Here is a 16,358-nt window from a genome sequence, read left to right on the forward strand (position 1 = left end):
TGCGCGACCCGTGGCGCGACGGCCGCGGTCCGGCCCCGCGCACCCGCCCCCTACGGCAGCAGCCCCGCGCGCCGCGCCGCCACCACCGCCTCCAGACGGGTGTGCGCCCCCAATTTGCGCATCGCCGAACGCAGATACCCCTTCACGGTCTCCGGCCGCAGCCCCAGCCGCTCCGCCGCCACCGCGTTCGTCGTCCCCGCAGCCACACACGCCAGCACGTCCACCTCGCGCGGTGCCAGGTGCACCTCGCAGGGTTTCGGCGCACGGGCCCCGGCCGCCGAGGCGAGCCGCCCGCACACCGCGAGCAACTCGTCGCGCAATGCCGGGTCGATGACCTTCGGGACCAGCGCGCGCAGTTCGCGATGGGCCTCGCGGACGTCCTCCCAGGCCCCCGGCGCGGCCCTCGGGTCCGTGACCTGCTCCCGCGTCACGGCCAGAAGCTGCTGCACCTCGTCGCGTACGACCAGGGCCTGCTCCACATCACGGGCGGCGGCGACCGCCGCGTCGAACGTACGGTCCCCGAGCGTGACCGGCTCGCGCAGCGCCCCGTACAGCACGCCGCGCACCCTGCGCCGCACGACGACGGGCACCGCGACCACCGAGCGAAGCCCCTCCGCGGCGACCGCCATGTCGTACTCGTGGCTGATGTGGCGCGAGGAGCGGTAGTCGGTCACCGCGCACGGCCGGGACAGGGCGATCGACTTGCCGCCCAGCCCACTGCCCGCCGAGATGACGAGCCCGCGCAGAGCGCCGGTCTGCGCCCCGTTCAGCTCGGCGATCCGGGCATGGCGGGCATCCGAGAGCAGCCCGCCGAAGGCCACGGGCACCCCGCTGGTCCGGCGCAGCCGCAGCAGCGCCGCTTGCATCTCCACCGCATCGACGGATTCCGGCACGCTGACGCCTTTCTGCCCGGCTCCCGGGGCCCGACAGCCTCCCGGACAGGCACTGACGACCTCGGCCGGGCCAGGATCCTCAGCGACCTTCCGGCTGCACCCCCGTTCGGGGGTGGTGAGACCTCGGTCACTGTTTACATGATGTTAAACGACCGGTCCGGTCCGCAATGAGGAGGGCACATGTCGGCAACCAGCGCGACGGAGAAGTTCCGGGCCGCCCGGGACTTTCTGCTGCGGCACCGCGAGGACTACCACGCCGCCTACGAGGGCTTCCGCTGGCCGCGGACGGAACACTTCAACTGGGCGCTCGACTGGTTCGACGCCATCGCCGAGAACAACGACCGCACCGCCCTGCACATCGTGGAGGAGGACGGCGGCCGTACCGAGGTGTCCTTCGCGCGGATGTCCGCCCGCTCCGACCAGGCCGCGAACTGGCTGCGTGCCCAGGGGGTACGGGCCGGGGACCGGATCCTCGTCATGCTCGGCAACCAGGTCGAGCTGTGGGAGACCGCCCTCGCCGCGATGAAGCTGCGCGCCGTCGTCATCCCCGCCACCCCCCTCCTCGGCCCGGTCGATCTGCGCGACCGGGTGGAACGCGGCCGGGTCCGGCACGTTCTGGTACGGGACACCGACACCGCCAAGTTCACGGAAGTGCCCGGCGACTACACCCGGATCGCCGTCGGCGCGGACGTGCCCGGCTGGCTGTCGTACACCGATGCCGACGAGCAGCCGGAGACCTTCGAGGCGGACCGGGAGACGGACGCCGACGAGCCGCTGATGCTGTACTTCACCTCCGGTACGACCGCCAGCCCCAAACTCGTCGAGCACACCCACATCTCCTATCCCGTGGGCCATTTGTCGACGATGTACTGGATCGGTCTCAAGCCCGGGGACGTCCACCTCAACATCTCCTCGCCCGGCTGGGCCAAGCACGCCTGGTCCAACCTCTTCGCGCCCTGGAGCGCCGAGGCGACCGTCTTCATCTTCAACTACACCCGCTTCGACGCGGGCCGGCTGATGGCCGAGATGGACCGCTCGGGCGTCACCAGCTTCTGCGCCCCGCCCACCGTCTGGCGGATGCTGATCCAGGCCGACCTCTCCCAGCTGAAGACCCCGCCGCGCGAGGTCGTCGCGGCCGGTGAGCCGCTGAACCCGGAGGTCATCGAGACGGTGCGACGCACGTGGGGCGTCACCATCAGGGACGGCTTCGGCCAGACCGAGACCGCCGTCCAGGTCGCCAACACCCCCGGTCAGCTGCTGAAGGCCGGCTCGATGGGACGGCCCAGCCCCGGTTTCAGGGTCGAGCTCCTCGATCCGGTCACCGGCGAGCCGGGCGCGGTCGAGGGCGAGATCTCCCTCGATCTGTCCGCGCGTCCGGTGGGTCTGATGACCGGGTACCACGGCGACCCGGACCGGACCGCCGAGGCCATGGCGGGCGGCTACTACCGCACCGGTGACATCGGCTCCCGCGACGAGGACGGCTACATCACCTACGTCGGCCGGGCCGACGACGTCTTCAAGGCGTCGGACTACAAGATCTCGCCGTTCGAGCTGGAGAGCGCCCTGCTGGAGCACGAGGCGGTGGCCGAGGCCGCGGTGGTCCCGGCCCCCGATCCGGTACGGCTCGCGGTACCGAAGGCGTACGTCGTGCTCGCGGAGGGCTGGGAGCCCGGACCCGACACGGCGAAGGTACTGTTCGAGCACTCCCGCGCGGTTCTCGCCCCGTACAAGCGGATCCGTCGGCTGGAGTTCGCCGAGCTGCCCAAGACCGTCTCCGGCAAGATCCGCCGCATCGAGCTGCGCGAGCGCACGGCCCGCGGCACCGGCACCGAGTACGACGAGGGGGATCTGCGATGAGCGAGCTGTCCTACGCGCACGGCACCGGGACCACGGCGCTGCTCGACGACACCATCGGACGCAATCTCGACCGCGCCGTCGAGGCGTTCGGCGAGCGTGAGGCGCTCGTCGACGTCGTGTCCGGACGGCGTTGGACGTACACGGAATTCGGCGCGGCCGTCGACGAGGTGGCCCGTGCGTTGATGGCGTCGGGGGTGGCCAAGGGCGACCGGGTCGGCATATGGGCGATCAACTGCCCCGAGTGGGTGCTGATGCAGTACGCCACCGCCCGCGTCGGAGCCGTCATGGTCAACGTCAACCCGGCCTACCGGGCGCACGAGCTGGAGTACGTCCTGAAGCAGGCCGGGATCTCGATCCTGGTCGCCTCGCTCTCGCACCGCAGCAGTGACTACCGCGCGCTGGTCGGGCAGGTCCGTGCCAACTGCCCGGCCCTGCGCGCCGTGCACTACATCGGCGACCCGAGCTGGGACGAGCTGCTGGCCACGGCGGGATCGGTCACGGTCGGACAACTCGCCGCCAGGGAAGCAGAGCTGTCCTGCGACGACCCGATCAACATCCAGTACACCTCCGGTACCACCGGCTTCCCGAAGGGCGCCACCCTCTCCCACCACAACATCCTCAACAACGGCTACTTCGTGGGGGAGCTGGTCGCCTACACCGAACAGGACCGGGTCTGTCTGCCCGTCCCCTTCTACCACTGCTTCGGCATGGTCATGGGCAACCTCGGCATCACCTCGCACGGTGCCTGCATCGTGATCCCGGCCCCGGCCTTCGAGGCAGCCGCCGTGCTCGCAGCCGTTCAGCAGGAGCGCTGCACCTCGCTGTACGGCGTTCCCACCATGTTCATCGCGGAGCTGAACCTGCCCGACTTCGCCTCCTACGACCTCTCGTCGCTGCGCACCGGCATCATGGCCGGGTCGCCGTGCCCGGTCGAGGTGATGAAGCGGGTCGTCGCCGAGATGCACATGGACGAGGTGTCCATCTGTTACGGCATGACGGAGACCTCGCCGGTCTCCACCCAGACCCGTCGCGACGACGACCTGGAGCGCCGCACCGGTACCGTCGGCCGGGTCATGCCGCACCTTGAGGTCAAGGTCGTCGATCCGGTGACCGGAGTGACCCTGGAGCGTGGTTCGGCGGGCGAACTCTGCACCCGCGGCTACAGCGTGATGCTCGGTTACTGGGAGGAGCCCGAGCGCACGGCGGAGGCGATCGACGCGGGCCGCTGGATGCACACCGGGGATCTCGCGGTGATGCGGGAGGACGGCTATGTACAGATCGTCGGTCGGATCAAGGACATGATCATCCGCGGTGGCGAGAACGTGTACCCGAGGGAGGTCGAGGAGTTCCTCCACCGGCACCCCAAGGTCGCGGATGTGCAGGTGGTGGGCGTACCGGACGACACGTACGGCGAGGAGGTCCTGGCCTGCGTCATCCCGAGGGACCCGGCGAACCCGCCGACCCTGGAGGAGGTGAGGGACCACTGCCGCGGACAGTTGGCGCACTACAAGATCCCGCGCCGCCTGCAGATCCTGGAGACCTTCCCGATGACGGTCAGCGGGAAGGTCCGGAAGATCGAACTGCGGGAGGTCTACGGCCGCCAGGCCCCACCGTCCGGATCAGGGCGGATCAGCGAGAGGCGCGCGAGCCCGGCCTGATCCGGACGACGGGTCCCGGGACCGGGGCATGCGCGCGGAGATCCCCCCGCGGCGTCGTCAGGCGGCCTCGATGATGTCGCCGGCGACGCCCCTGGTCGCCGCCGCCCATTCGATCAGCAGTACCTCGTAGGCGGCGGACTCCACGGAGGACCAGTCCTGACCGGCTCGCGCGTCGACCAACGCCCGTATCGCCTCGTTCGCCTGGGCGGCGGACGGGGACACAGGTCGGGTGGTGTGCAACGGGTCGGTGGGTGGCATGTGCCGTGGAGTTAAAGCCATGCCCCTACCTTAAGGCCCGCCACTGACAACCGACCGAACATTTGTGGCCCCTGGCTCGAACGTGACCGATTGCACTCACTGTTGCCGGTCGGTTCCGCTGGGGAGCGGTCCGTGTGCGGCGTGCGGGATCTCGCGTCGCATGCAGACCCTGGGCCAGCGGTCCAGGCCGTGTTCGGCCTCCTCCGCCCTGATCTTCCGCAGGCCGTCGGTGAGTTCGGCGTCCATGAGCACGCGGAATCCGAGCCGGGTGTAGTACGGGGCGTTCCACGGGACGTGGGAGAAGGTCGTCAGTGTGAGCGCGTCCAGTTGCCGGCCGGCGGCCCACCCGGCGAGGTGGTCGATGAGCGTGCTGCCCAGACCGCGTCGTGCGGCGGAGGGATGGACGGACACCTGCTCGATGTGGGCCGCGCCCTCGATCGGGTCGGCGATCAGATAGCCGACCGGGCGGTCACCGGCGTCCACGGCCACCCAGGCGCGGCCGGCCCGGCGGTAGTCGTCCAGCAGGTCGAGCGCCGGCGGGTCGTCGTCCGCGATGGCGGACATGCCGAGCGCGCGGAACGGTTCACCGGCGGCGCGCTCGATGTCCTGCAGCAGTGGAAGATCGAAGCGGCGGGCGGTACGGATACGCATGCGGCCAGTATGACGCTCCGAAGGCGCGGACCGACCGGCGCATGGGGGTGGTGTGCCCGGTGCCGGTGGGTCTCAGACGCCGGTGCTGATCAGCTCGTCCGCGGGGCTGTTGACCGGCCGCGGCGTTCCCGCGGGGTCCAGCGCGAAGAGCGGCATGCCGAGGCGGTCCGCGCATGCCCGGGCGTCCTGCGCGTAGCCCGCGAGTGAGAAGAACACGCTGGTGACGGACGCGGTGAGCGCGTTCAGCCAGAGGCACTCGACATCGCGCAGAGGGGTCGGGAGGGGGGCGGTGTCGACCTGGACGATCAGCCCGGTGGCCCGCAGGTCTATCCGGGCCGGGGAACGGCCTGCGGGCCGCAGGACATCGTGGTAGCCCAGCCACTTCAGATACCGGGCGGCGCTCGAGACCGCCTCGTGCGCCGTACGGATGGGCAGGGGCCGGAACGCCGGCCGGGGCGACGGTGCCGTACGCGGCAGCGGAACGTGTGCGGGACGGCCGGGCCGGGACCGGTCGGCGGGGGCGGGGCCGTCGCCCTCGGCCGCCGGGCGCACCGGTATCCGCAGCACGGCCCCGCACGGGCAGCACAGCTCCGGCTGCGGCCACTGGTCGTGGCGCCCGCAGGTAGGACACCGCACCGTCACCCAGTCGTCGTTCCAGGTGCGGTGCGTGATCGGTACGACCGGGGCGCCGTGCAGCACGGGCGGTGAGGTCGGCGCACCGCACGGGCAGGGGTAGGCCGACGGGCTGTACGTGTGGTCGCGGCGGCAGGCCGGGCAGCTTACCGGCACCGACTCCACCATGATCTCCCTCCGGCCCGCGCGCCCCTGCGACCGGGCACCTCGGCACACCGGAACGCGCCGGCGGCGACCGATACGGGCCGGCTCCGCTCCGTCCCCCCATGGTCCACCAGGAGCGCGGTCCCGGGGAGCGACTTGGCCGACTTCGCGGCCCTGCGCGCATGGGTCCCGCCGCCCGGACTCCCTTGACGGTCGCCCGACCGCGCTTTAGATTTACTTCCGTATAACAGAATCAAGTTTCCGTAATGCGAAATTAACGCGGAATTGGCGCTCTCAGGTGGCGCGACAGAGCCCGAATCCACCAGGTCCGAGCAGGAGCACTCAATGCCTCGAATGACCGCTGCCCGAGCGGCAGTTGAGATCCTCAAGCGCGAGGGCGTCAGCAACGCCTTCGGTGTGCCGGGCGCGGCGATCAACCCCTTCTACGCGGCCCTCAAGGCCTCCGGCGGGGTTCATCACACGCTCGCCCGCCACGTCGAGGGCGCCTCCCACATGGCGGAGGGCTACACCCGCGCGCGTCCGGGCAACATCGGCGTCTGCATCGGCACGTCGGGACCGGCCGGCACCGACATGATCACCGGCCTCTACTCCGCCATCGCCGACTCCGTCCCGATCCTCTGCATCACCGGCCAGGCCCCGACCGCCGTGCTTCACAAGGAGGACTTCCAGGCGGTCGACATCGCCTCGATCGCGGCGCCCGTCACCAAGGCCGCGACGACCGTCCTCGAAGCCGCCCAGGTCCCGGGCGTCTTCCAGCGGGCCTTCCATCTGATGCGCTCCGGCCGTCCCGGCCCGGTCCTCATCGACCTGCCCATCGATGTCCAGCTCACCGAGATCGAGTTCGACCCCGACCTGTACGAGCCGCTGCCGGTGCACAAGCCCGCCGCGACCCGCAAGCAGATCGAGCGCGCGGTGGAGATGCTGAACGCGTCCGAGCGTCCGCTGCTCGTCGCGGGCGGCGGCGTCATCAACGCCGACGCGTCCGAACTCCTCGTGGAATTCGCCGAATTGACCGGAGTTCCGGTCGTCCCGACCCTGATGGGCTGGGGCATCATCGCCGACGACCACGAACTGAACGCGGGCATGGTCGGCCTGCAGACCTCGCACCGCTACGGCAACGCGAACTTCCTGGAGTCCGACTTCGTCCTCGGCATCGGCAACCGCTGGGCCAACCGCCACACCGGCAAGCTCGACGTCTACACCCGGGGCCGCACCTTCGTCCACGTGGACATCGAGCCCACCCAGCTCGGCAAGATTTTTGCGCCCGATCTCGGCATCGCCTCCGACGCCAAGGCCGCGCTGGAGCTGTTCGTCGAGGTGGCTCGCGAGCTGAAGGCGGCCGGACGGCTCAAGGACCGCTCGGAGTGGGCCGCTTCCACCCAGGAACGCCGGGCCACGCTGCAGCGCCGCACGCACTTCGACAACGTGCCGCTGAAGCCGCAGCGGGTGTACGAGGAGATGAACCGGGCCTTCGGTCCCGAGACCCGGTACGTCACCACGATCGGCCTCTCCCAGATCGCCGGTGCGCAGATGCTGCACGTCTACCGGCCGCGCCACTGGATCAACTGCGGCCAGGCGGGCCCGCTCGGCTGGACCATCCCGGCCGCGCTCGGCGTCGCCACCGCGGACCCGGACGGCTGCGTCGTCGCGCTCTCCGGCGACTACGACTTCCAGTTCATGCTGGAGGAGCTGGCTGTCGGCGCGCAGCACCGGATCCCGTACGTCCATGTCCTGGTGAACAACTCCTACCTGGGGCTGATCCGCCAGGCACAGCGCAACTTCGACATCGACTTCCAGGTCAACCTGGAGTTCGAGAACCTCAACTCGCCGGAGCTCGGTGTCTACGGCGTCGACCACGTCAAGGTCGTCGAGGGCCTGGGCTGCAAGGCCATCCGCGTCACCGAGCCGGACCAGCTGCTCCCGGCCTTCGAGGAGGCGAAGAAGCTGGCCGCGGAGTTCCGGGTGCCGGTGGTGGTCGAGGCCATCCTGGAGCGCGTGACGAACATCGCGATGAGCGGTACGGACATCGCGTCCGTCAACGAGTTCGAGGACATCGCGACGGAGCCGTCCCACGCCCCGACCGCGATCCGCCCGCTCGCGGCCTCCTGACCGCACGCCGGTCCGTCTGTGGCCCCCGCCCCCTGGAATTCGCCGACTCGGGGACGGGGGCCACAGGCATGAGACCCGGCTCGTCGGCCGGCGTGCGAGAACGGAACCCCCCTCGGGCGGGGACCGGCGGGCCGGGACCGGCGGGCCGGGCGGGTGCCGGAAAGTGAACGGGCGTGCCGAGTCCGAGGCCGGGACGTGGAGAAGGGCGCGTGGCCGGCGGATCGGAACATGAGGAAGGGCGCGGAGTACGGGACCGTATCCGTACTCCGCGCCCTGGCACGGGTGGAGCGAAACAGGGGTCGCGGCGGCGGCGATCGGGCCGGAGGGCCTCGTCTCCTTCAGGTCAGGAGGCGGGACACCCCTGCCCTCACCACCGCACTGGCATCGCACGGCCGCCGCGACCTCGTCCTGCCCGCGCCGTACGAGACCCCTCATCCAGGTACGCGGCGCGAGCAGGGCTCAGTGGGAGGCTCAGTCCTCGCGCAGGGCGCGGACGGCCTCCTCCACGCGCTTGCCGTAGTCGGCGTCGGCGGCGTGGAAGTGGGCGAGGTTCTTCTCGATCACGTCGTCGCGGGTCACCTGGGACAGTCCCCCGGCGATGTTGGCTACCAGTCGGCCCTTCTCGTCCTCGGACATCAGCCGGTACAGCTCACCGGCCTGGAAGAAGTCGTCGTCCTTGGTGTGGGCGGGTGCCGCGTGGGTGCCGGTCCAGCCGTGGATCGCGAGCGGGGCGGAGAGCGCCGCGTCGGTCTGGGCGGGTCCCGCGTACGAGTTGGGCTCGTAGTTCTTGTCGTGGCGCTTGCCGTTGCGCGTGGCGTGCAGCCCGTCCCGGCCGTAGTTGTCGACGACCGCGGTGCGCGGCGCGTTCACCGGGAGCTGGGTGTGGTTGACGCCCAGCCGGTAGCGGTGTGCGTCCGCGTAGGCGAACAGCCGGCCCTGGAGCATCTTGTCCGGGGACGGGCCGATGCCGGGCACGAAGTTGTTCGGGGAGAACGCGGCCTGCTCGACCTCGGCGAAGACGTTGTCCGGGTTGCGGTCGAGAACCAGTCGGCCCACCCGCTGCAGCGGGTAGTCGGAGTGCGGCCACACCTTGGTCAGGTCGAACGGGTTGAAGCGGTAGTCGGCGGCCTCGGCGGTCGGCATGACCTGCACGTACAGGGTCCAGGACGGGTTCACCCCGCGCTCGATGGCCTGCAGCAGGTCCGTCTGGTGCGAATTGCCGTCCTTGCCCGCGAGTTCGGCGGCCTGCTCGCTGGAGAGGGAGCGCACCCCCTGGTTCGTCTTGAAGTGGTACTTGACGAAGAAGGCCTCGCCCTCGGCGTTCGTCCACTGGTACGTGTGCGAGCCGTAGCCGTTCATGTGGCGGTACGAGGCGGGGATGCCTCGGTCACCCATCAGCCAGGTGACCTGGTGCGTGGCCTCGGGGGCGTGGGCCCAGAAGTCCCAGACGTTGTCCGGCTCCTGACGGCCCGTGAACGGGTCGCGCTTCTGCGAGTGGATGAAGTCGGGGAACTTGATCGGGTCCTTGATGAAGAACACCGGGGTGTTGTTGCCGACCAGGTCGTAATTGCCCTCGTCCGTGTAGAACTTGAGGGCGAAGCCGCGCGGGTCGCGCACCGCGTCCGCGCCGCCCAGCGAGTCGGCGACGGTCGAGAAGCGGATGAACGTCTCGGTGCGCTTGCCCACCGCGGAGAGGAAGTCGGCGCGGGTGAAGGCCGTGATGTCGTCGGTCACTTCGAAGTAGCCGTACGCGCCGGAACCGCGGGCGTGGACCACGCGCTCCGGAATGCGCTCCCGGTTGAAGCGCGCCAGCTTCTCCAGGAGGTGCTGGTCCTGGAGGAGGATCGGGCCACCGACGCCGGCGGTGGCGGAGTTCTGATTGTCGGCGACCGGGGCGCCTGACTCGGTCGTAAGCACACGCTGCGTCATGGTGTCGGGGCGACCTTCCGTACGGGAGCTGCTGAACTGCGACGGTGCAGGGCTCCAGGAGCGTAGGTACGCCCCGAACCCGACGCCAACAGTTTGTTGAAATTAGGGTCTGGTGTTCCGGATGGCGCCGACGCCTGGGCGCGACAGGACAGGTGTCAGCGCCGACGCCATCCGGAAGTCTCTGGTGGCCGGGCCCTGCGGGGCCCGGCCGGTCAGGCCTGGACCGGCCGACCCGACAGGCGCTCGACCGAGCGCAGCAGTGCCGAGTGGTCCAGGCCGCCGTCGCCCTGGGCGCGCAGCGAGGCGACCAGCTGGGCGACCACGGCGCCGACGGGCAGCGCGGCGCCGACGTTGCGAGCGGCGTCCGTGACGATGCCCATGTCCTTGTGGTGCAGGTCGATCCGGAAGCCCGGCGCGAAGTCCCGCTTCAGGAAGTTGTCCTTCTTACGGGTCAGCACCGTCGAACCGGCCAGTCCGCCGCCCAGTACATCCAGCGCGGCGGCGAGGTCCACGCCGGACTTCTCCAGGAAGACGACCGCCTCGGCGCACGCCTGGATGTTGACCGCGACGATCAGCTGGTTGGCGGCCTTCACCGTCTGGCCGGAGCCGTGCGGCCCGCACAGCACGATGGTCTTGCCGAGTGCCTGGAGGATCGGCTGCGCGGCGTCGAAGTCGGCCTGCTCGCCGCCGACCATGATCGACAGCACGGCCTCGATCGCGCCGGCCTCACCACCGGAGACCGGGGCGTCCAGCACCCGGATGCCCTTGTCCTTCGCGTTCTTCGCCAGATCCACGGAGGTCTGCGGCGTGATCGACGACATGTCGATCAGCAGTGCCCCGCGCTTCGCGTTCTCCAGGATGCCGCCGGGGCCGTACGCGATGGCCTCGACCTGAGGGGAGGCGGGCACCATCGTGATGACGACATCGGCGTCCCGGACCGCCTCGGCGATCGAGCCCGCGCCCGTGCCGCCGGCCGCGACCAGCCGGTCGATCTTGACCTGCTCCAGGGTGTGACCGGTGACGTCGTACCCGGCCTTGATCAGGTTCTCGGACATGGGGGAGCCCATGATGCCGAGTCCGATCCATGCGACCTTGGGGAGGTTGTTGCTCATGAGGGTGCCTTCCGATAAGCGTGTGTACGAGGGGGAGTCCGCCGCCCTCAGCGGGCGGCCCGCGCGGTGACCGGGAGCCACTCGAAGGCCTCGGCGCTCGGCCGGTCGCCCGGCTTGTACTCCAGACCGACCCAGCCGTCGTAACCGGCCTTCGTCAGCTCGTCGAGGAGCTGCTCCAGCGGGAGCGAGCCGGTGCCTGGCGCGCCGCGCCCCGGGTTGTCGGCGATCTGGACGTGGCCGGTCCGGTCGGCGTATTCCGTGATGACCCGGCCGAGGTCCTCGCCGTTCATCGACAGGTGGTACAGGTCGAGCAGGAACTTCGCATTCCCGAGCCCTGTCGCCGCGTTGACCTTGTCGACGACCTCGATGCCGGCGGGCGCGCTGACCAGGGGGTAGCGCGGCGATTCCGGCTTGTTGAGGGTCTCGATCAGCAGGATCGCCCCGATCCGGTCGGCCGCGCGGGCGGCGACGACCAGGTTCTCCAGCGCGAGTTCGTCCTGCGTGGCCGGGTCCACGCCGTCGACGCGGTTGCCGTAGAGCGCGTTGAGCGCCTTGCAGCCGACCGAGGCGGCGAAGTCGGCCGCCACCTCGATGTTGGCGCGGAAGCGGTCCGACTCCGTGCCGGGCACGGAGAGCGCGCCGCGGTCGGGGCCGGGCAGCTGCCCGGCGTAGAAGTTCAGTCCCACCAACTGCGTGCCCGCGTCGTCGAGCGCCTTCTTGAGGGCGTCGAGCTCGGCCTGCGGCGGAGTGGGGGTCTCGATCCAGGGCCACCACAGCTCGACCGCCGTGAAGCCCGCCGCGGCGGCGGCCGCGGGACGCTCCAGGAGCGGGAGTTCCGTGAAGAGGATCGAAAGGTTCACATCGAAGCGCTGGTCCGGGTAGCCCATGAGGGTTGCGCTCCTTCCGTATTGCGGAAGTTAGTTTCTACGTAACGGAAGATTGCCTGGCGTTGAGAGGCCTGTCAAGGGGGTGCCCGGAATTCGGGCCGGGGTGACTTCGTGCCGGTTCTGCGAGGTGGGGCCGGAATTGCGCCGGTTGCCGACGGGGTCCGGGGCGGGCCAGGGTGGCAGGTGCGTCCGATGCAGCCGACCCCCCACACGAGGTGCCTCGCATGAACCACGCCACCAGCCGGCGCACCGTCCTCGGAGCCCTGATCGCCGGTGCCGCGCTGTCCGTGGCCCCCGCCCCGCCCGGCTCCTCCAGGCCTCCGGGGGCCGCACCGGACCCCGCGCCCGCGGTCGGTTCGCGCCCGGGCACCGTCCGGCAGCTGTTGCTCGGCACGTACACCTCGGCCGAGGGCGGGGGCAGGGGAATCGGCACGGCCTCGTACGACGCCATCAGCGGGGCGATCTCCGCCGGCCCCGTGATCACCGGCGTCGACAACCCCTCCTACCTGGCGATGCATCCCTCGGGAACCACCGTCTACGCGGTCGACGAGCAGGACCGGGGCGGGGTGACGGCCCTCGCCCTGTCGCCGGACGGCGCCCATCGGGTGCTCGGAACCCGCGGCACGGGCGGGGCGGGCCCCACTCATCTCTCCGTCCACCCCACGGGAAGGTGGCTGCTCACCGCGAACTACACCTCCGGCAGCGTCGCGGTGCACCCCATCGGGGACGACGGCTCACTGGGGGAGCGCACGGACCTGGTCACCCACACGGCACCACCGCCCGGCCCCGGCCAGGCCGGGCCGCACGCCCACCAGATCATCACCACCCCCGACGGGGGCCACGTCCTCGCCGTGGACCTCGGCAACGACGCCGTGTACACGTACCGGCTGGACGAGGAGCGCGGCACGCTCGCCCAGGTCTCGTACGCGGCCCTGCGCCCCGGAGCCGGGCCGCGGCACCTCACGTTCCACCCGGGTGGCCGCTACGCCTACCTGGCCTGCGAGGTCGACAACACCGCCGTCGTCTGCGGGTACGACCCCGCCACCGGCACCCTGTCCCCGGGCGCCCCGCAGTCCACCGGGACCGGTGCCGGGACCAGCTTTCCGGCGCAGTTCCTGGTCACCGGCGACGGCCGGTTCGCCTACCTGGCCAATCGGGGGCACAACAGTCTGACGCGCTACGCCGTCGAGGACGACGGGGCCGCGCTGAGGCTGCTCGGCACCGTCCCGGTGGGCGGCGACTTCCCTCGGCAGATCACCTTCTCGCCGGACGGAGGGCTGCTCTTCGCGGCCAACCAGAAGTCGAGCACGGTGACGGTCTTCCGGGTCGGCGGGAAGGACGGGAAGCTGACCCGCACCGGCGGCGCCTTCCCCGCCCCGGTGGCCGTCTGTGTGCTGCCGTACCCGGGGACGGGCCCGTCCCGCGACTGAGGCGCATCGTCACCGGACGCCCCCGGCCCCCGTCCGTTAAGGTCGGCCCCGAGTCGTGGCCTCACGCAGGCGCGGCGAGAACATGAGGGAGGCACAGTGCGCTTGAGAGTGGAGTTCACCACCGAGCCCTTCGATCTCGACGAGGCGCCCGCCCACGCGGTCGTGGCCCGCGAGGTCATCCAGTCGGCCGACCTGGACGCCGTGGACGTCGGTCCCTTCGGCAACACGGCGGAGGGCGGCGCGGACCAGGTGCTCACCGCGGTGGACTCCCTGCTGCGCAGCGCGCTGGCATCGGGTGCCACCCGGGTGTCGCTCCAGGTCAACGTCATCGGGGAGGAGTCGAAGTGACCGAACCGGCGGACCACCCCCTCGTCACCGCGGTCAAGCCGCTCGTCGACGCCATGGGCGCCGAGCTGCTCGGGCCCGATCAGGCGCAGGCCGACGACATCGTGCTGGCTTGGGAGGGTGAGGACGTCATAGCCGTCCGGCTGCCCCAGCTCTCGGAGTCGCTCGACCACATCCTGGCCGCCATGGAACGCCGCCTCGGCATGCCCCTCGCCGAGCTCGACCGCAAGGCCAAACAGTCGGTGGTGCGGACTCTGGAGGCACGTGGTGCCTTTTCCGTGCGGCACGGTGTGGAGACCGTGGCGGGTGCACTGGGGGTCAGCCGCTTCACCGTCTACAACTACCTCAACAGGGAAAATGCCGCCAAAGGCGAGTAGTTGAGGCCGTAGGTGAGCGAAGCCGTGGAGGCTCGCCGGAGCCGTCGCCCGGATCGCCGGGCGACGGCTTTTTGTATTCGAGTAATTTCAACAAAGTGTTGACGTGGTGTTGCGGAGGGCGTTAGCTATCCGCAGCCCGACCGACGCGACGCGAAGTACGCACAGCGAAAACAGCCACGGAGGTTCCCGTGACTTCGAGCTCCACACCGGGCCTCGCCCGGTTCAACACCCTGGCGGACGACGAGGCCACCACCGCGTTGCACGAGGTGTGTGCCAGTGCGGCGTGGGGAAGAGCGATCCTCTCCCGGCGCCCGTACGCCACCGCGGAAGCCCTTCTCTCGGCCAGTGACGCCGCCACGGCCGCACTGACCCCCAAGGATCTGGCCGACGCGATGGCCGGCCACCCGCCGATCGGCCGCCCGAAGCCCGGAGACCCGACCTCCTCCCGTGAACAGCGGGGGATGGCCGGTGCCACCGAGGAACTCAAGGCCGAGATGCTCGAACTGAACCTGGCCTACCAGGAACGGTTCGGACACGTCTTCCTGATCTGTGCCACCGGAGCCACCGGTGAGCAGATGCGCGACGCGGTGAAGTCCCGGATCGGGAACTCGCCCGAGCAGGAGCGCGGACACGTGCGCACCGAACTCGGGAAGATCAACCGAATCCGGCTGACCCGTCTTGTGGAAGAGGACAAGGACTGATGAGTACCGAAACCATCGCATCGGTGTCCACGCACATCCTGGACACCAGCGTCGGACGCCCCGCCGAGGGCGTCGCCATCACGCTGGCGGCCCGCTCGGGCCGCGAAGCCGAGTGGGTGACGCTCGGTGGCTCCGCGACCGACGCGGACGGGCGTTGCAAGGACCTGCCGGCCCTGCCGGAAGGCACCACCCACGTACGGCTCGACTTCGAGGTCGCGACGTACTTCTCCAAGAAGCAAGCCGAGGCGCAGCAGGACGCCCCCCGCGTAAGGGACAGCGGTGCGTTCTTCCCGGAGGTGGCGATCACTTTCGCCGTCGAGCCGGGCGAGCACTATCACGTACCGCTGCTGCTCAACCCGTTCGGCTACTCCGTTTACCGAGGGAGCTAGCACCGACATGACCGCCGATTCCCACCGCCCCCGCCCTGTGATCCTCGGCCAGAACCAGTACGGCAAAGCAGAGAACCGCGTCGTCAGGATCACGCGGGACGGCGACACCCATCACATCAAGGACCTGAACGTCTCGGTCGCGCTCTCCGGCGACATGGAGGACGTGCACTACTCCGGCTCCAACGCCAACGTCCTGCCGACGGACACCACCAAGAACACGGTGTTCGCGTTCGCCAAGGAGTACGGCATCGAGTCCGCCGAGCAGTTCGGCATCCACCTCGCCCGTCACTTCGTGACGTCGCAGGAGCCGATCAAGGTCGCGCGCATCCGGATCCAGGAGTACTCCTGGGAGCGCATCGCGACCTCGGACAACAACTCCAGGTTCATCGGCTCGGACGAGGTCAACCACTCCTTCGCCCGCAAGGGACAGGAACTGCGCACCACGCAGATCACCTTCGACGGCGAGAAGTGGCAGGTCATCTCCGGCCTCAAGGACCTCACGGTCATGAACTCCACCAACTCGGAGTTCTGGGGCTACGTCAAGGACAAGTACACGACGCTGAAAGAGGCGTACGACCGCATCCTGTGCACCGACGTATCCACCGTCTGGCGTTACAACTGGACCAGCGACGCCGACCGGATGCCCAACTGGGAGAAGTCGTACGCGCAGGCCAAGAAGCACATCCTGCAGGCCTTCGCCGAGACGTACTCCCTCTCGCTGCAGCAGACCCTCTACCAGATGGGTTCGCGCGTCATCAACAGCCGCAGCGAGATCGACGAGATCCGCTTCTCACTGCCGAACAGCCATCACTTCCTCGTGGATCTGGAGCCGTTCGGGCTCAAGAACGACAACGAGGTCTACTTCGCGGCGGACCGCCCGTACGGCCTGATCGAGGCCACCGTCCTCCGGGACGGCGTCGAGCCGCAGATCCCGGTCGACATGACCAACCTCTGACGCGGCGCT

At 69.9% G+C, this 16,358-nt stretch carries 16 protein-coding genes; 9 read left to right on the forward strand and 7 right to left on the reverse strand.

Annotated elements, in window-relative coordinates; translation table 11 throughout:
* Positions 1-50 precede the first annotated feature (50 nt).
* The gene (locus ACF1B9_RS17050; protein ID WP_376271676.1) at positions 51-893 is read right to left on the reverse strand and encodes a response regulator transcription factor; all 843 of its coding nucleotides are present in this window, start codon (positions 891-893) and stop codon (positions 51-53) included.
* A gap of 180 nt (positions 894-1,073) precedes the next feature.
* Between ACF1B9_RS17050 and ACF1B9_RS17055 the strand changes: the two genes are divergently transcribed.
* Positions 1,074-2,750: an AMP-binding protein gene (locus ACF1B9_RS17055; protein WP_391740617.1), complete on the forward strand. Its 1,677-nt coding sequence runs from the start codon at positions 1,074-1,076 to the stop codon at positions 2,748-2,750.
* Positions 2,747-4,408, forward strand: coding sequence for an AMP-binding protein (locus tag ACF1B9_RS17060; RefSeq protein WP_391740618.1), 1,662 nt, complete (start codon positions 2,747-2,749; stop codon positions 4,406-4,408). The genes ACF1B9_RS17055 and ACF1B9_RS17060 overlap by 4 nt, the downstream gene beginning before the upstream one ends.
* Before the next feature lie 57 nt (positions 4,409-4,465).
* Here ACF1B9_RS17060 and ACF1B9_RS17065 read toward each other — a convergent pair whose 3' ends face one another.
* The 3 genes from ACF1B9_RS17065 to ACF1B9_RS17075 all read right to left on the reverse strand — a co-directional run bounded on the left by ACF1B9_RS17065 (position 4,466) and on the right by ACF1B9_RS17075 (position 6,115).
* Complete coding sequence (locus ACF1B9_RS17065; RefSeq protein WP_376216526.1) at positions 4,466-4,687, reverse strand: hypothetical protein; 222 nt, start codon at positions 4,685-4,687, stop codon at positions 4,466-4,468.
* Positions 4,688-4,762: 75 nt separating this feature from the next.
* Positions 4,763-5,317: a GNAT family N-acetyltransferase gene (locus ACF1B9_RS17070; RefSeq protein WP_391740619.1), complete on the reverse strand. Its 555-nt coding sequence runs from the start codon at positions 5,315-5,317 to the stop codon at positions 4,763-4,765.
* Positions 5,318-5,389: 72 nt separating this feature from the next.
* Positions 5,390-6,115: a hypothetical protein gene (locus tag ACF1B9_RS17075; RefSeq protein WP_391740764.1), complete on the reverse strand. Its 726-nt coding sequence runs from the start codon at positions 6,113-6,115 to the stop codon at positions 5,390-5,392.
* A 333-nt stretch (positions 6,116-6,448) separates the two neighbouring features.
* Between ACF1B9_RS17075 and gcl the strand changes: the two genes are divergently transcribed.
* The gene (gene gcl, locus ACF1B9_RS17080) at positions 6,449-8,224 is read left to right on the forward strand and encodes a glyoxylate carboligase (protein ID WP_391740620.1); all 1,776 of its coding nucleotides are present in this window, start codon (positions 6,449-6,451) and stop codon (positions 8,222-8,224) included.
* Between the two features lie 471 nt (positions 8,225-8,695).
* Here gcl and ACF1B9_RS17085 read toward each other — a convergent pair whose 3' ends face one another.
* The 3 genes from ACF1B9_RS17085 to ACF1B9_RS17095 form a co-directional block, all read right to left on the reverse strand.
* A complete protein-coding gene (locus ACF1B9_RS17085) occupies positions 8,696-10,153 on the reverse strand; it encodes a catalase (RefSeq protein WP_391740621.1) in 1,458 nt (485 codons plus the stop codon).
* A 212-nt stretch (positions 10,154-10,365) separates the two neighbouring features.
* The gene (locus ACF1B9_RS17090; RefSeq protein WP_391740622.1) at positions 10,366-11,265 is read right to left on the reverse strand and encodes a 2-hydroxy-3-oxopropionate reductase; all 900 of its coding nucleotides are present in this window, start codon (positions 11,263-11,265) and stop codon (positions 10,366-10,368) included.
* A gap of 47 nt (positions 11,266-11,312) precedes the next feature.
* Positions 11,313-12,152 (reverse strand): TIM barrel protein, encoded by an 840-nt coding sequence (locus tag ACF1B9_RS17095; RefSeq protein ID WP_376271664.1) that lies wholly within the window; start codon positions 12,150-12,152, stop codon positions 11,313-11,315.
* Between the two features lie 224 nt (positions 12,153-12,376).
* Here ACF1B9_RS17095 and ACF1B9_RS17100 point away from each other — a divergent pair, with 224 nt between their 5' ends.
* The 6 genes from ACF1B9_RS17100 to pucL all read left to right on the forward strand — a co-directional run bounded on the left by ACF1B9_RS17100 (position 12,377) and on the right by pucL (position 16,349).
* Entirely contained in the window at positions 12,377-13,582 is a 1,206-nt protein-coding gene (locus ACF1B9_RS17100; protein ID WP_391740623.1) for a lactonase family protein, read from the forward strand.
* Positions 13,583-13,690: 108 nt separating this feature from the next.
* Positions 13,691-13,930, forward strand: coding sequence for a hypothetical protein (locus tag ACF1B9_RS17105; protein WP_351073887.1), 240 nt, complete (start codon positions 13,691-13,693; stop codon positions 13,928-13,930).
* Positions 13,927-14,304: a helix-turn-helix domain-containing protein gene (locus tag ACF1B9_RS17110; protein WP_391740624.1), complete on the forward strand. Its 378-nt coding sequence runs from the start codon at positions 13,927-13,929 to the stop codon at positions 14,302-14,304. The genes ACF1B9_RS17105 and ACF1B9_RS17110 overlap by 4 nt, the downstream gene beginning before the upstream one ends.
* 188 nt (positions 14,305-14,492) lie before the next feature.
* On the forward strand, positions 14,493-15,005 hold the full coding sequence (gene uraD / locus ACF1B9_RS17115; protein ID WP_391740625.1) for a 2-oxo-4-hydroxy-4-carboxy-5-ureidoimidazoline decarboxylase: 513 nt from the start codon (positions 14,493-14,495) through the stop codon (positions 15,003-15,005).
* Positions 15,005-15,394: a hydroxyisourate hydrolase gene (uraH, locus tag ACF1B9_RS17120; protein ID WP_391740626.1), complete on the forward strand. Its 390-nt coding sequence runs from the start codon at positions 15,005-15,007 to the stop codon at positions 15,392-15,394. The genes uraD and uraH overlap by 1 nt, the downstream gene beginning before the upstream one ends.
* A gap of 7 nt (positions 15,395-15,401) precedes the next feature.
* Complete coding sequence (gene pucL / locus ACF1B9_RS17125; protein WP_391740627.1) at positions 15,402-16,349, forward strand: factor-independent urate hydroxylase; 948 nt, start codon at positions 15,402-15,404, stop codon at positions 16,347-16,349.
* The last annotated feature ends 9 nt before the right edge of the window (positions 16,350-16,358 follow it).

This window comes from Streptomyces sp. NPDC014727, assembly GCF_043083485.1.
Taxonomy (GTDB): domain Bacteria; phylum Actinomycetota; class Actinomycetes; order Streptomycetales; family Streptomycetaceae; genus Streptomyces.

Coding starts and splice junctions, on each gene's coding strand:
- ACF1B9_RS17055 (WP_391740617.1), top strand. CDS start 1,074: ATGTCGGCAACCAGCGCGACGGAGAAGTTCCGGGCCGCCCGGGACTTT.
- ACF1B9_RS17060 (WP_391740618.1), top strand. CDS start 2,747: ATGAGCGAGCTGTCCTACGCGCACGGCACCGGGACCACGGCGCTGCTC.
- ACF1B9_RS17065 (WP_376216526.1), bottom strand. CDS start 4,687: ATGGCTTTAACTCCACGGCACATGCCACCCACCGACCCGTTGCACACC.
- ACF1B9_RS17070 (WP_391740619.1), bottom strand. CDS start 5,317: ATGCGTATCCGTACCGCCCGCCGCTTCGATCTTCCACTGCTGCAGGAC.
- gcl (WP_391740620.1), top strand. CDS start 6,449: ATGACCGCTGCCCGAGCGGCAGTTGAGATCCTCAAGCGCGAGGGCGTC.
- ACF1B9_RS17085 (WP_391740621.1), bottom strand. CDS start 10,153: ATGACGCAGCGTGTGCTTACGACCGAGTCAGGCGCCCCGGTCGCCGAC.
- ACF1B9_RS17090 (WP_391740622.1), bottom strand. CDS start 11,265: ATGAGCAACAACCTCCCCAAGGTCGCATGGATCGGACTCGGCATCATG.
- ACF1B9_RS17095 (WP_376271664.1), bottom strand. CDS start 12,152: ATGGGCTACCCGGACCAGCGCTTCGATGTGAACCTTTCGATCCTCTTC.
- ACF1B9_RS17100 (WP_391740623.1), top strand. CDS start 12,377: ATGAACCACGCCACCAGCCGGCGCACCGTCCTCGGAGCCCTGATCGCC.
- uraH (WP_391740626.1), top strand. CDS start 15,005: ATGAGTACCGAAACCATCGCATCGGTGTCCACGCACATCCTGGACACC.
- pucL (WP_391740627.1), top strand. CDS start 15,402: ATGACCGCCGATTCCCACCGCCCCCGCCCTGTGATCCTCGGCCAGAAC.